The sequence below is a fragment of the Candidatus Avelusimicrobium luingense genome, from assembly GCF_902757105.1.
GTDB lineage: Bacteria > Elusimicrobiota > Elusimicrobia > Elusimicrobiales > Elusimicrobiaceae > Avelusimicrobium > Avelusimicrobium luingense.
Window position 1 is genome coordinate 54,805 of record NZ_CACVTK010000007.1, and the last position, 14,808, is coordinate 69,612.

Annotated in this window: 11 protein-coding genes; 7 read left to right on the forward strand and 4 right to left on the reverse strand. The window is 44.3% G+C overall.

Annotated features, from left to right (window positions below; translation table 11 throughout):
- Nucleotides 1-8: 8 nt before the first annotated feature.
- Together ACQY3H_RS07065 and ACQY3H_RS07070 are read left to right on the forward strand one after the other, a co-directional pair.
- Nucleotides 9-2,789, forward strand: coding sequence for a hypothetical protein (locus tag ACQY3H_RS07065; RefSeq protein ID WP_428075958.1), 2,781 nt, complete (start codon nucleotides 9-11; stop codon nucleotides 2,787-2,789).
- Nucleotides 2,790-2,926: 137 nt separating this feature from the next.
- Complete coding sequence (locus ACQY3H_RS07070) at nucleotides 2,927-3,535, forward strand: hypothetical protein (protein ID WP_428075959.1); 609 nt, start codon at nucleotides 2,927-2,929, stop codon at nucleotides 3,533-3,535.
- Nucleotides 3,536-3,634: 99 nt separating this feature from the next.
- Here the strand turns inward: ACQY3H_RS07070 and pepT are convergent, their stop codons facing one another.
- Nucleotides 3,635-4,870: a peptidase T gene (gene pepT / locus ACQY3H_RS07075; RefSeq protein WP_428075961.1), complete on the reverse strand. Its 1,236-nt coding sequence runs from the start codon at nucleotides 4,868-4,870 to the stop codon at nucleotides 3,635-3,637.
- Between the two features lie 66 nt (nucleotides 4,871-4,936).
- On the opposite strand from pepT, the gene ACQY3H_RS07080 reads away from it, so the two are divergent.
- The gene (locus ACQY3H_RS07080; RefSeq protein WP_428075962.1) at nucleotides 4,937-5,401 is read left to right on the forward strand and encodes a hypothetical protein; all 465 of its coding nucleotides are present in this window, start codon (nucleotides 4,937-4,939) and stop codon (nucleotides 5,399-5,401) included.
- 65 nt (nucleotides 5,402-5,466) lie between these two features.
- On the opposite strand, the gene ACQY3H_RS07085 is transcribed toward ACQY3H_RS07080, so the two are convergent.
- Nucleotides 5,467-7,401 carry a FeoB small GTPase domain-containing protein gene (locus ACQY3H_RS07085; RefSeq protein ID WP_428075964.1) on the reverse strand — a complete coding sequence of 645 codons (1,935 nt, stop codon included), beginning with the start codon at nucleotides 7,399-7,401 and terminating at the stop codon, nucleotides 5,467-5,469.
- A 141-nt stretch (nucleotides 7,402-7,542) separates the two neighbouring features.
- Between ACQY3H_RS07085 and ACQY3H_RS07090 the strand changes: the two genes are divergently transcribed.
- The 3 genes from ACQY3H_RS07090 (at nucleotide 7,543) to ACQY3H_RS07100 (ending at nucleotide 11,553) form a co-directional block, all read left to right on the forward strand.
- A complete protein-coding gene (locus ACQY3H_RS07090) occupies nucleotides 7,543-7,713 on the forward strand; it encodes an indolepyruvate ferredoxin oxidoreductase subunit alpha (RefSeq protein ID WP_428075966.1) in 171 nt (56 codons plus the stop codon).
- A gap of 370 nt (nucleotides 7,714-8,083) precedes the next feature.
- On the forward strand, nucleotides 8,084-9,433 hold the full coding sequence (locus ACQY3H_RS07095; RefSeq protein ID WP_428075968.1) for a hypothetical protein: 1,350 nt from the start codon (nucleotides 8,084-8,086) through the stop codon (nucleotides 9,431-9,433).
- Nucleotides 9,434-9,690: 257 nt separating this feature from the next.
- On the forward strand, nucleotides 9,691-11,553 hold the full coding sequence (locus ACQY3H_RS07100) for an ankyrin repeat domain-containing protein (RefSeq protein WP_428075969.1): 1,863 nt from the start codon (nucleotides 9,691-9,693) through the stop codon (nucleotides 11,551-11,553).
- 66 nt (nucleotides 11,554-11,619) lie between these two features.
- On the opposite strand, the gene ACQY3H_RS07105 is transcribed toward ACQY3H_RS07100, so the two are convergent.
- A complete protein-coding gene (locus tag ACQY3H_RS07105) occupies nucleotides 11,620-13,059 on the reverse strand; it encodes an FGGY family carbohydrate kinase (protein WP_428075971.1) in 1,440 nt (479 codons plus the stop codon).
- Between the two features lie 20 nt (nucleotides 13,060-13,079).
- A complete protein-coding gene (locus tag ACQY3H_RS07110) occupies nucleotides 13,080-14,315 on the reverse strand; it encodes a RecB family exonuclease (RefSeq protein ID WP_428075972.1) in 1,236 nt (411 codons plus the stop codon).
- Between the two features lie 130 nt (nucleotides 14,316-14,445).
- Between ACQY3H_RS07110 and ACQY3H_RS07115 the strand changes: the two genes are divergently transcribed.
- A partial coding sequence (locus tag ACQY3H_RS07115) for a hypothetical protein (RefSeq protein ID WP_428075974.1) occupies nucleotides 14,446-14,808 on the forward strand: 363 nt, incomplete at its 3' end.

Sequence of the window (14,808 nt, forward strand, 5' to 3'; positions counted from 1 at the left end):
GATAAATCATGAAATATTGGGTCTATATAAACAACAAAGTAACCGGGCCGTTCACAGCCGGTAAACTGGTAACGCTTAATGGCTTTACCCCTGATACATTAATTTGTTCTGAAGATGCCGCCAATAGCGGTAATCAAGAATGGGTTAAAGCATCTACTGTATTTGAATTTGAGCAACCCGCTCCTGTTCAAACACCAACTACTACGCCGGCAGAACAAGTAGCAACAGCCGCAGCAACTGCCGCAGCCGTTGCACCCGCCGCTTCAAATGATGCCATAGTATCCGCTTTGATGGAAAAATTAGATATGCTTACTAACCAACTTACGGGTATGCAATCTAAAATAGACCGCGTGCAAGGCAAATTAGACGGCATGCAAGAAAAAATGGACGGTATGCAAAACAAAATAGATGAGTCCATTGCTACCCAACAACAAAATGCCGAACGCACCGAAGTTTTGACCCAACAAATAGACCACATGGCCCATACGATCCACCCCGAATCGAAAGAATCTGCGCCGGAAGATACAGATCTGCTAGCAGATACTCCGACGGAAAACTTTATCACCCCACAAGATACGCCGGCTGAAAACGCGGCAGAAGCACCGGCCGAAACCCAAGAAAATACTCCCGCTGAAACTCCGACCGAAACTCCCGCAGAGGCACCGGCCGAAACTCCCGTAGGGACTCCGGCAAGTGATTTAGACAAACCCGCTACGGAAGAAGATAGTTTATTAGATAAAGCGGGAGATGCGCTTGTATTAAATGCGGCGTTGGAAACTTTACGCATGCCCACGCCGGATAATCAAGATGATAAAGAAAATACATTCCAAGATTTATTAACTCCGGCGCAAGCCAAAACGTTAGCGCAAGAAGCGCAAGCTAATCAAGCCCAAGCCAAACAAGAACAAGAAAAAGAACAAGAACAAAAAGAGGAGTTGATTAACGAATTAACTACTCCGCCGCAATCGACGGACGTAGTAGATCAACTTATCCAAGAAAAAGAAGAAGATGAAGCCAAAAAATCAATGACCATGCGTATTCTTTCCGCCGGGGCTGCTGTCTTTGGTTTAGGAAAGAAAAAAAGTGAACCCAAACCGGAAGAGCAAAAAGAAGAACCGGCCGCAGAGGAAAAACAACCCGAACCGGAACAACCCGCCCAAGAAGGGCAGACTGAACCGGAAGTTGTTGAACAAGAACCTACCGCGGAAGAAAAACAACCGGAAGGGATTTCTCTTAGCGAACAAAACAATCAAGAAAACCCGGCCGACATTGAATTGGTAACGCCTTCTTCCGACGGGCAAACCACTGATTCGGCGGAAGAATTGCCGGAAAAACAAGATTTAAACTTAGAAGATATGGGGGAAGATCAACCATCGTTGACCATCTCGCCCGATACTCCCAAATTACAACAAGTCGAAGAAATTACAGCGCAACCGCAAGCCTTGCAAGCCGCTGATGTGGCGGACGTTTCTCAAGAAGAATCACAAACCAAAATTGGTGAACGCTTACAAGCCTCGCCGGACAATCAATCGGTTTTACCGTCGTTGGATAGCAACGATGCCGTAGGGGAAACTTTTGCTCAAGAACAAAAAGACTTAAGCCCGCAAGAATTAGTTCCCAATGCAAAAGAAGAAAAACCGGAGGATTTAATCTCCGAAGCAGATTTGCAAATTGCATTTGCCGATCAAAAAACGCATGAAGAAGAATCGGTAGAAAAACTGTTTGGATTAGCCAGTGCCGGCGGAGCCGTAGCAGCCACCCAAGGCAAAGAAGAACACATAGAGCAATTAGACAATGCCCTTCCGTCATTAGATGATATTAACAATACTTCTTCTACGCCTGAGAAACAACCCGCCTCACAAGAAAGCGATCCGAACGGTATATCGGAAGTAGAATTAAAAGCCGGATCTACCTATTTGATTTCCGACTTTGTACCGCCGGCCTTGTCCGAAAATAAAGATGGCAATACAACCACCAATCTTTCCAACCAAAACAATAAAGACAAGGACGACATTGAATTACAAGAAATGGTACCGGGCGCTCAAACAGCCACAACGACTGATGCCCCGAAAGATGCCGTTTCCGATGTAACCGTTTCGCAAATCGTGTTAGAAAACACCATCAAGGCCAAACGCGGGGCCGCTTTAGATATTAAAACGGTACCGCTCGTACCGGAACCGGCCCAATCCGACCGCTTACAAATTGAAGGCATGGATGATATTAACACCCAACACGATATCAAGAGCGCCGAAGCAGAACCTGCCGGCAAAATGGTAAAAATGATTGGCGGTTCTCTCTTTGCGTTATTGTTGGCGGCGATTATTTACGGTATGCTCGCGTTTATGAACTTGATTCCGCAACAGTTTAACGTGTTTGCCAAAAAACAAGCCGCCGAAGTAGCCCAACAACAAGATGCGCAAATTAACGAAATGCTTGGCACAGATGAACAATTGCCGACACCCGTAAACGCCGAAGAACAGACACCGGTTACGGAGCAACAAAACCCGCAAGATGCCGTTTTAACAGAAGTAAAGAATTATGTGCTTCCTAACGGAAAGACCTTGCAAGCGTTTATTGAAGCCAAACACCCGGCTGCCGTGAATTTGATTACGTGGGATATTTCTACGGCCGTTGACCCGGATAATTATTCTGTCTTAGTCAAAGTACCGCCGGAGAATCCACAGAGTTTCAAAATCTCTTACCGCTTCAATTACAATGCGGTAACTAAAGCATTAGATCCGACTATTTCTGATGCTAAGAACCTGTTAGATTCAGCCGCAGCTCAATAAACAACATAGATTACCAAAAAACCCCCGGTAGAAATACCGGGGTTTTTTATAAGGCCTATACTTCTTTTAGGCCTTTTGGCCCTTGTTATCCCATGTGCTGATTTCATAGAATTGGAACAATAAAGGAGCATTATTGTATGAAACGATTTATAACAGTTTGTGCGTGTTTATTTGTTCTTTGCACCCCTGTGGTGGCGCAAGATAGTTACTATACTAAAATAAAAAGGCATATTGCAGAAAAAATAGTTCTTGCCCAAGAGCAAAAGAAAATAGAAGCCCAGCAAAAACAGGATGCGAAATTAGACAATTGGACGAAAGCGCTGGGGGGAGATGTAGCACTTGCCAAAAGATTCTATGCACAACTGGGCGAAATACGACACGGTTTAGACGTATTTTATTTGCCCCAAGGTGTGCGCAATCTTGTTGAAGATGATAAAAATAAAGAAGCATATTATACAGAGCAACCGGTCGTTCTTGTTGTCAGTTGGCATGCTGTGTATGCGGCTTATGGCCATCGGAATTGCACCCACCAAGTAACGATCTACAATTTAAATGCCCAACCACTCTATACTACCCGTTGGTGTCACAAGGTATTTTTTAGAGATCCTACGCAAAATATAACGTATTGGTATGACAGATTTCAAAGTGGCATCAGTTCTAACGCGGGCTATTTTAAAAGAAACCATCCCTACATCATTGACACCTACGGAAATGGTTCCCTATATTCGAAAGGTCGCTACTACTAACAGATCCCCCAACACAAACCGCACTTTGAAAATTGTTTCAGCCAAAAACACCCCTGGTAGAAATACCGGGGGTGTTTTTTTCTTATTACTTCTCAAGAGTTATTTCACGGCGTTTTTAGCAATCGTTTCTAAAATATGAAACGCTTTTTCCGCCCAATTCATACTCAGCCATTCGTACGGCCCGTGGGGGTTTTCGTATCCGGCAAAGATGTTCGGCGTAGGAAGCCCGCACAAGGACAAGCGCGCTCCGTCCGTACCGCCGCGCGCTTGCGTCAAGCGGTAAGCGATATTATTTTCTTTGAGTGCCCCTTCCAACAATTCCATAGCCTTAGGCTGCGCGCGCAATACATCACGCATATTGCGGTATTGTTCTTTGAACGAAATTTCAATTTTCGCCGCCGGATATTGTTTGCGTTTTGTCTCCACAAGGGCGGTTAAATCTTTCTTAAATTGCTCAAATTTAGTTAAATCGTGTTCACGCACAATTCCTTGAATTTCGGCCTGATCCAATCCGCCGGTAATATCTTTGAACAAAATAAATCCGTCTTCGCCGTCGGTAGTTTCAGGCAATTTATCCGTCGGCCACGAGGAAATAATATCCGCCGCAATACGCACCGGATTAGCCATAAACCCTTTGGCAGAGCCGGGGTGGCACGATTTGCCTATAATATGAATAGTAACGGAATCGGCATTAAAGTTACCGCAATCAATATCGCCCAAGAGAGCGCCGTCCACCGTATAAGCGAAATCCGCATTAAAGCGTTTGACGTCAAAATAGTTAATACCGGTTCCGGTTTCTTCGTCAATAGTGAACGCGGCTTTTAACGGGCCGTGTTTAATTTCCGGGTGTTCTTGGAAATATTCGGCCAGTGTCATAATAATAGCAATACCGATTTTATCGTCGGCTGCTAAAATAGAATTGCCGTCAGCGGTAACGATAGCATCCCCGACGCACAATTTCAAATTCGGCGCAGTTTGGGGGGAGAGAAACATCTTTTTCTCGGCGTTAATCGTCAGCGTACCGCCGTCGTAATTTTCATGCAAAATGGGGTGAATATCTTTTCCGTTAAAATCGCTAACGGTATCCAAGTGAGCAAACAAACCAATAACAGGAACTTTTTTATCCGTATTAGCCGGAAGCAGTCCGGTTACAAAACCATATTCGTCCACTTCCACTTCGGTAAATCCTACTTTGGGCATTTCCGCCGCCAACGAGTGTGCAAAAGGAATTTGGGAAGGCGTCGTCGGTACAGACGTGCTTTCCGGGTCACTCGTCGTATCTACGGCGATGTAACGAATAAAACGATTATAGATTTTTTGTTGTAATAAATTCATATTTTCTCCAATTCTAACTCTTTTTATTATACAATTATTTAAGCAGTTATTTCTTCGGAGGGTATTATGAAAAAAATTTTACTACTATTAGTAAGTGTTTGTTTATTAGGGGCCTGTGCCAGTACGCAAGAAGCGCAAAATCTGGCCAATTGCAAATTTGCCTTGCGTAATGTGGAATTAACCGATTACAATTTAACGTCACTCGGTTTTACAGTAGTTATTGCGATTACCAACTTGAATAAAAAACAAGCGGCTTCCATCAAACGCTTTACGGGGAAACTCACCGTCAATGATGAACCCATGGCCGATGTAACGCTTAAAGATATTCGCATTGAGCCTAACGCTACGCAAAATGCCAAAGCCAAAATGGTAATTCCCATGTCGGTATTTAGTAACAAAGTATTGGGGTTAATCAGCATGAACAGTGCCACGCTTGATTATCATTTAACGGGTACGATGTATTTTGAAGGACCGCTTGGGGTAGAAATTCCCGTTCCGGTGGACATCGGACGTGTAGGAAACGGAAAATAAATTCAGTATTTAAAGAAAAAACCGGGCTAAGGAAATTTCCTTGGCCCGGTTTTTTACGCGTATTTTTACAACAAAATCAGCCGCAAGATAAAGCCCGTTGTCAATGCAAGTCCCAGCGTCAGGGCCACTACGCGCAACGTATCTTTCCAGCCGTTCTCACGCAGCATTACAAAGAAAGTAGCGATACACGGCAAATACATCGTCATAAACACACACGCCACCACCAGCATTTGCGCAGACAAATTAAACGGCTCTAACAGCGCAATTGCCACGTCCTTACGCAAGAACCCTAAAATAAGTAGAGACGTCGTATCGGCGGGCAACCCCAAAATATATTCCACCGGATAGCGCGATAATTTCGTCACCAAATCGGTAATGCCCGACATTTGCATTAAATCTACAAACAGCACGCCACACAAAATAAGCGGCAACGCATCGCACAAATATTCTTTCATCCGTAGCCACAACTTACGCCCCAGCGAGCGCAAATGCGGGATCTGCCACGACGGGATTTCCATAAATAATTCCGGCGTGGTACCTTTCATCAAACTATTTAAAATCGTTCCCGCTATAATACCGTTTAGCACGAGTACCCCAAACACCATCAGCATATATTTTAGGCCATGGGGGGATAAAATGGAAATAATCATCGCCGTCTGAGAAATACAAGGGGCAAGCACCAATACAAGGGCTAGCGCAATCACGCGCTCGCGCCGTGTTTCCAATACGCGCGCGCCCATAACTGCCGGCACTTTACACCCAAAGCCAAGCATAATCGGCAACGCTCCGTAACCGTGCAACCCGATTTTGTGCAAAAGGCCGTCCAATAGTACGGCTAAACGCGGTAAATATCCCAAATCGCCCAAAAACCCAAAGAGCGCATAAAATGCAAGCACATAACTCATCACGTCTACAAGTGCCAGTTTGAGTCCGTCGGTAAGCAAACCGAAATACATTTCGCCGCCGTCACCCACAAGCAGCATCCCTACCCAATTATTGCGCCACGCCCCCAGCAAATTTTCCATAAACGGAAAATAATAATTCTCATACAAGGGGTCCACAAAGTTAATGATACTTTCGCCCACAAAACGTACGATAAAGAACGAGGCCACCAGCACCAATAATGCAATCGGCAATCCGGTCAATGGGGTAGTTGCCCATGCTTGCAAATGTTCCCATACGGACGGATGTTTGTGTTTGACTTGTTGCACTTGCCGGATCAGTTGCCCGATTAACTGCCATTTTCCTTCGTCGGTAGGGGGGATGTCTATTTGGGGGCGATCCCCATCTAAATCACTGACCGTATTAGCCAATTCTTTAAGGCCTTCCCCGGTGGTGGCAACGGTCGGGATGACGGCCACTCCCAACAATTTGGACAATTTTTTCACGTCAATCAAAATACCTTTGCGTTTGGCTTCGTCAAACTTATTAAGCATAAACACAACGGGTTTTTTAAGTGACAACAACTCCAGCAAAAAGTATAAATTGCGCTCTAAATGCGAGGCATCCGCCACACAGACAATAAAATCATATTCCAGTTCCTCAAACAAATGATGTTTTTTACCCTCCATCTGCCACTCTTCTTCCAAGCGGTACAAACCGGGAATATCAATAATATCGTATGATTCACCGTTAAAATGTGTGGTTCCGTAATTGAGTCCTACCGTTGTACCCGGAAAATTAGAAGAAATAACCCCAATACCTGTTAAACGCGAAAAGATTAAACTTTTCCCTACGTTAGGGTTTCCGGCCAGCAAAAAGGTATTTTTTTTAGATGTAACAATAATTTTTTTAGCGGTTTCGCGCCCGATTGCCACATCGGTACCCGATACACTTACCACCACCGGGCTATTACCCGCTTGGCGTTTGACAAATTGTCCGCGCACCAGTCCCATTGCGGCGAGTTTGTCCGTCATTTTAGCATCGGTTTGAATTTCTTTGATTTGGGCAGTTTGCCCGGGTCGTAATTGATGAAGTGAACGAGAATTATTTTTTTCCATAAAAGTTAGTTTTTCCTTACTTTTATATTGTATCATTCTAATCCTTTTTCCACAAGTCCTTTTATCGTCTTATCCGCAACGAAATGCAGTTTTTTGGTATAATTTAAGAGTAACCTTAATCTTATTTATAGGAGAAAAAACATGGCTTATAAAGTAAATCCGGAAGTTTGCATTAACTGTGGTGCTTGCGAATCCGCTTGCCCCGTAACCGCTATTTGCGAAAAAGATACCAAACGCTGCATTGACGCATCCAAATGCATTGAGTGCGGCGCTTGCGCCGGCACCTGCCCGGTCAGCGCAATTGCTCTGTAAGAGTAAAGAGCGCAGGGCAGAATGCAAATATTACAGGCACCTGCCCGGTCAGCGCAATTGCTCTGTAAGAGTAAAGAGCGCAGGGCAGAATGCTAGCTAAGCTAGTTGCCCGGTCAGCGCAATTGCTCTGTAAGAGTAAAGAGCGCAGGGCAGAATGCTAGCTAAGCTAGCTGCCCGGTCAGCGCAATTGCTCTGTAAGAGTAAGATATTATTGCTAAAAAGCCCTGTCTTATGACGGGGCTTTTTTTGGGCCGCTTTCCCGAAAAACGAAAAAATAGACCCAGCCGCTTCATAGGCCTTTTGACCCTTGTAAGGAAATTTGTTCTCTCATACAATAAAATAAAGGGACTTATAGGGGAGAAATAGGTTCATGAAACGGTTATATTTCCTGTGCATACAATGTTTATTATTGGTTATTGCTACCACGGACACCTTCGCTTGGGGCATACTGTCCGAGGTCGTTGAAAATCCACGCATATTTGCTGTCGGCAAACTCTTAAGCAAAACGCCCATCTATTATACCGTAGAAGGGGAAATTACTCCCGAAAACGAACAAATATTTACCGACAATATACGCAAGTGGCCCCAAGAAGTAGCCCGTCTGATTGAACAAAGCAGCCGCCAAGCAGAATTTCGCGATGTGCTGCCTATTTTACAACACCCCTTACAAATTAAAAGAGCCCCCCGGGGCGTATCGCCGCACATCACCTTAAAATTAAGAGAAAGCCCGCACAGTTCCAGCGGAGAATTCATTACTGACGAACGAAGTATTTATGTAAATCTTTCTGCCATTTCTGCCACCGAGTTTGAGCGCATATCTTTGCACGAAATCGGACATTATTTCGGCTTGGCAGACCAGTATCCGGCACACCGCGGAAATGCACACACAGAATATTCCAGCAATGCCGACACCGCAGAAGACAGTCTTATGAATACGGGTAAACAAATTACATGTGATGATGCAGACGGATTTATCAATCTGCTTGATTTCCGGCAATACCAACGAAACAAAGTTTTTCCGAAAAGGGCTACTATCGGATGGAAAAGTTTATGCCCGAATTCTGCCAATATATACAAAAAAGCAAAAACAATTAATCGCCGCTATGATATTCGCCTTGCCAACGGACTGGCGAGTTTAAAAATGAAACCCATGGAATTTTTAAAATATGATGCCGGCACGCTTACAAACACCTATCCCTTTTATGATGAAAATATGACTTTGTTGAAACTCTTTACTATTGAACAAACCGATGAAGTTGTACGTGCCGAAGACGCGCCCTATATTACGGCCATTCATTCCGAACTGACCGTTTCCGGCTTACCCCAAAAACTCCGTCTTACACGGAAATTTACCTATACCAAACGAAACGAAAATGAATATGAAATCGAAGTAAAAAAATTTCTGGATGATATACATATGGCAACGTTCACGTTGGCATTACGCTCGGAATCCTCAAAAACTCAAACAAAGGATACTTATATTCCATGGTCCGATACCTTGAAAATGAGCCATGAATTATCCGACGGCTCTGCGGTACAATGGTCCGTTACCAACGAGAAAAATTTTGGGGAAATGATGTATGCCTTTCTGGGGCAGATGGACCCAAAAGAAAAACAGATTTTTGATGACAACTTTTACATTAACTTCTATGTGCCTCTGTTCGGGCCGGATTATCAAACCTTACTGCAACAACAAGTATTGGAAAAATTATCCAACTAATATTTCTTCTAACAAAACACTAAAAAAAGAGTTGGGCGCAAGCCCAACTCTTTTTTCAGAACCGTTCGGGGGGTAAATCGAACGTTCTGGGGGATGAAATTGATAACTTCCTTACTTTTATCATACATTGTAACCGAAAAAATTGCAAGTATTTTTTTAGTCGTTTATTTTTATTTTTCCAAGGGGCTCACGTAAGTAAAAAATTTCTACCCTTATTATGTCCCAGATTGCTATAATATGAATGTTCAGGAGGAATTATGAATAAACAAGCCGTAACCTTTATTTTGTCTTTATTGGTATTGCCGCTACTGGTCAACACAGCCAGTGCGCAATCGTCCCGCTCCGGTAGTTTGCGCGACAACACCTCTCGCTCTGCCACTGCGGTCATCACCGAACAAGCCACCTCGGATCCAGGTGATATTTATCGCGGTACTGTTTTTGGTGCTGAACAAAAACAATATCATAGTGATGTCCCCGGTACTCGTCCGCGAGCAAAATCAAAATTAGTCTATGATACGTCTCTTATCCGCGCCATTAAAATCAATGACGCCGACCGTGTACGCACGCTATTACAAGCCCATGTAAATGCCAACGAGAAAAACTATGCGGGTATTACTCCTATGACCGTTGCCGCAGAAAAAGGGAATATAGATATTATCCGTATGCTTGCCGAAGACGGGAAAGCCGATGTGAATGCCAAATCCAGTTACGGAATTACCCCAATTATTGCGGCCGCCTCAGCCGGACAAGCCGACGCTATTTCTTATTTAGTCAAACATGGAGCGAATGCTACCGCAACAGATGATTTGGGCAAAACCGCTACCATTTATGCCGCCAATTACGACGATCCGGACGTTTTAAATGATTTAGTATCCATGGAACGTTCTACCGTCAACCTGCCTGATAACAGTGGCAATACTCCGCTTATCTATGCTGCACAAAAAGGATATTTAGATAACGTAAAAGTATTGCTTGCCGCTCACGCAGATGTAAATTATCAAAATCCGTCGGGGCTTTCGGCCCTGGCCGCCGCAGCGGCGGAAGGCGATTTGCCTATGGTCAAATGGCTCGTTAAAAACGGAAAGGCGGACATAAATATTGCGGATAAGAACGGATGCACTCCTGTATCTTATGCGGTAGAAAATAATCGGCCCGAAGTATTAAACTTCTTATTAACCTCGGGTGCTAACCCTAATTTACAAGATAAAAATGGGGTTTCTCCGCTTATGAATGCTTCGGCTAAAAATCTACAAGAATGCCAAAAAATCCTCTTACACCGCAAAGATATCGATATTGCCGCCACAGATAAACAAGGTCGCAGTGCTATATTTTACAGTGCCTATTCGGGGGATATCTTCCCGGCTAAACAATTAGTAGCGGCTCGTGCGGATATCAACACTCCTGATAACAAAGGTAATACGCCTTTGATGAATGCTATTATGGCCAAAAATGACCGCACGGCTGCTTTCTTTATTCAACAAGGAGCAGATTTGGCTCCTATCAATAAAGCAGGCGATTCGGCTTTCACGTTAGCCAAAAAGTTCTTACCGAACTCGTCCACCGTAACGTTGTTGGATATGTCACGCGGTTCCATAGAACAACAAGCCATGCAAGTAGAAGCCCAAAAATTAGCCACCGTACGTGAATTAGAAGAACAACTTGCACAAGAAGAAGCCGTTGTGGCTGAACTTAAAGGCCAAAAAGAAGCGGAACTGAAACAAGCATTAGCCGAGAAAGAAGCCGCCGTACGGGCCGAAGTAGAACAAGAATATCAAGTTCAAACAGCGCAAGTGGAAAACGACCCGGAAATTATACGCTTACAACAACAATTGGAAGCAGCAAAAGCCCAAAAGAAAGCCGCGTTGGAAGCACAAAAGAACCAACGCCTTGACGAAAAATTAGGGCGTAAAACGGCTGACGTTAAAGCGCAAGTGCAAGAAACAAAAACCACCGCGCAACAACAAGCCGCGCAAGCAAAACGCAAAGCCACGCGCACCAACACACAACGCCGCCAAGCTACTGCGCGCCGCAAAACTACCACCAGAGGAATTGGAGGAGAATATATTCCTAAAGCCTCGGTAGAACCGCAAGAAATTAAAATGAGCGACCTAATTAAATAACAACGGTTGCGAATTTGAAAAAACACCCCACGAAAAATTCGTGGGGTGTTTTTTATGATAAAGTATTTATTTTTGCAAGTGTTTAGCCATAAACTTACGCCAAGCACTATATAATTCTTCGGCTTTTGCTGCAGACAAATCAGGCATCACTTGCGTATAAGCGGGGGAAGACACACACGATAAACCTAACGGCTTGGCCCCTAATATGGCGGCGCCTAATACGGTTGCATCTGATTGGTGGGAAACTTCTAACGGAAGTTGTAAAAGTCCTGCTTGAAATGAAGTTAAATAGGATAAGTGCGAAAGTCCTCCTGACACTTGTACCGGGCCTTTCACTTCACAACCATTGGCACGCAAATACGCCCCGATATCGGTGAGCAAAAAAGCGATGCCACGCACTACGCCGGCCACCCAATCTGGCTTTTGCGTATGGGGGGACAAACCGTCCACCGCCGTCGGCGTTTTGAAATTCCAATACGGCGCACCAAGGCCGCCAAACGCCGGCAAAAACCAAATAGGATTTTGGGCACTTGCGCATAAATTATCCACTTCCGTATCATCAAATAAAATTCCTTGTGCTTTGAGCCAAAGCAAAGCACTCGCAGCAGAATTAACCGGCCCTTCTACTAAATAAGAGGACGTTTGTCCTGCGCCGTCTGCAGACAGCGAAGTCAACATCCCCGGCAATAACACCTCTTTTTTCGCGGCGTTATACAACCAAAAGGCACCGGTACCGTAATTAATCAAACTTTTATTTTCTTGCAGATTAAAATATACCGCCGCACTTTGTTGGTCACCCACGCAGGCCGTAATCGGGATAGAAATACCGTCGTACACATACGTTCCGTAATCAGCTGCCGACGGACGTAAAGACGGCAAAATTTCCATCGGAATGCCAAATGCTTGGCATAATTTTTCACTCCACTTTCGGGTATGGATATCCACCAGCAAAGTACGTTGTGCAAGGGTTAAATCGGTAGCAAAAGTTTGGCCTGTTGTCAGATGCCAAATAATATAAGATGCCACAGGGGACATGAGTAAACGCCCTTGTTTAAGTAATTCTTTACAAACCGGAAAATTTTCAAGTGTCCAGGCAATTTTCGGCGCAGAGAAAAACGGCGTTTTATATAAGCCCGTCAATGCGTGCACTTCCTCTTGGCTAATTGCCGCCTGTTGTGCTTGCATTTGCGCCCGGCCATCTTCCCATGTCAAAACCGGCGCAACCGCCTCCCCTGTTTGTTTATCCCACAACACAACCGTAGAACGTTGCGAAGTAATGGCTAACGCAGCCGCATTTTGCGGGCCGGTTTTATCCAGTACCGCTTGCAATGATTGTGTAGCGGCGGCCAGCAAATCAGCCGCATCATACTGCGATAAACCCGGTGCGGGGCGTTTAGGTAATAAAGGCAAATAATGTTGGGCGGCTAATGTACCGTCTTCCCGCACGGCTGCGGCGCGACAACCGGACGTGCCGATATCTAAGGCAACAATGAGAGATTTTTTCATAACAGCCCAATTCCTAAAAACTATAATTGTTTTTCCACAATAAGTCGCGGCGTTTTTAGTTTCTTTACCAGCACTTGCAGTTTAGCCTTGTCTTGCGCAGAAACCGTATCATCATCCAACAAGCGCGCCACCGTGGTGCGCGTGGGAGCAAGTACCTTATTTAATAAGTTTAACTTTTCAAGCAATGCCACTACTTTTTCTTCATCTGTTAAATTTATTTTTTCTTCTTCCGTCAGTTCCGCGGTAAATACTTTACCGAAATGTCGCGCAAATTTATTTTTTTGCATCAAAGCAATAATTTCCTGTTCCAAGCGGTGTTGTTCGTCTAAGAGTTCTCCCAAGCGGTCAATTTTTTCGCTTAACTCGTCCGTTTCACTTTTAGGTAATGGCGCGGGAACAGTCGCCGGTTTTTTAAGAGCGGGGGGGACAACGGCCTCCACTTTTTTGTGCGCCCCGTATCCGCTGGGGCCATCATATTCTTTTCCGGTAAAAACAGGGCACAAATTGCGGTAATCACAAAATTTACATTGTGTTTCGCCGGGGGTCGGGTCGAATTTTCCGGCACGGATATTATCAGCCACGTCTAACACTCCTTGCCAAAAAGTAAAAATTTCTTTATCGGGGGCGCGTTCAAATTTCAGTTCGGTTAATGTTGGCAAGTGATAAAAACTCATTTCCCCGACACGCACTTCCTTAACAGACGGATCTTTACTTTGTACCAACGCTTTGATAACAGGCGAAGTTTCCACCACTTTTTGATACATATAAAGTTGTGTGGGCTCGCGCTGAACCGTTTTACCTGTTTTATAATCTAAAATTTTAATCTTGCCATCCCCCAAATAATCCATACGGTCTAAAATGCTAACTAAACTTAATCCGTCGGTTTCCAGGGTGCTTTTCATTTCTACCGATAAAGGGTGAATAAACGAAGACTCATTTTTTTCGTAATAGGTTTCTAAAATGCGGCGGCCTTCGGCAAATCCTTCCAACTCTTTTTCTACCGAAGCATAGCCTTTTTGTTCAAAAGTCGTTTTGCTCCACTCGCTATCAAAAAATTTTAGGGCTTCGGCCAATGACGGAAATTCGGGCCGTTGTGGATTAAAAATAAATTCCATCACAGCATGCAACGCCGTACCGAATGCAAAATAATATTTCGGTTTTTCCGGCAACATATGCACGTAACGAAATTTGTATTTTTGGGGGCACTCCTTATACATCCCCAATTTAGAATAGGAAAACGATAAATTTTTAACCATAATTGTTTCTCCGGCAGACAAGTTATTTTATTGTAGCATTTTAGATTCACAATTTTTCACTTGTTTTTTATCGCTTTTTCTTATAAACTTATTAGTAAGGGAAATAATCATTTTCCTGCAAGGAGTTTTTATGAATAAATTTTATTGGCTTGGTTTGCTAACGCTTATTGCGTTACCGGTGGCGGCAGAAAACGTTTCTTCTGTCAGTTTTAACCCGTCACGCTTGGGTAATTATGATTACCTAAAGGTATCCGGCCCGGCAAAATTCCCGGGGGGGTTACGTACGCCCGTCCTGGAAGTTAATACGCCCGGCACGCTAACTGTCCAAAACAATACTACATCCGCTATCTTCAATGTAGAATCAATCAGCGGGGACAATACCGGAACGGAATTTCACTTCCCTAATGCTATTGTGCATGGCGGAAATGCCATAACGGGAACTTTTTCCTACTCGGCCGCTTCTAAATCTGCGCCTTCGGTTACTCCGGTTAAC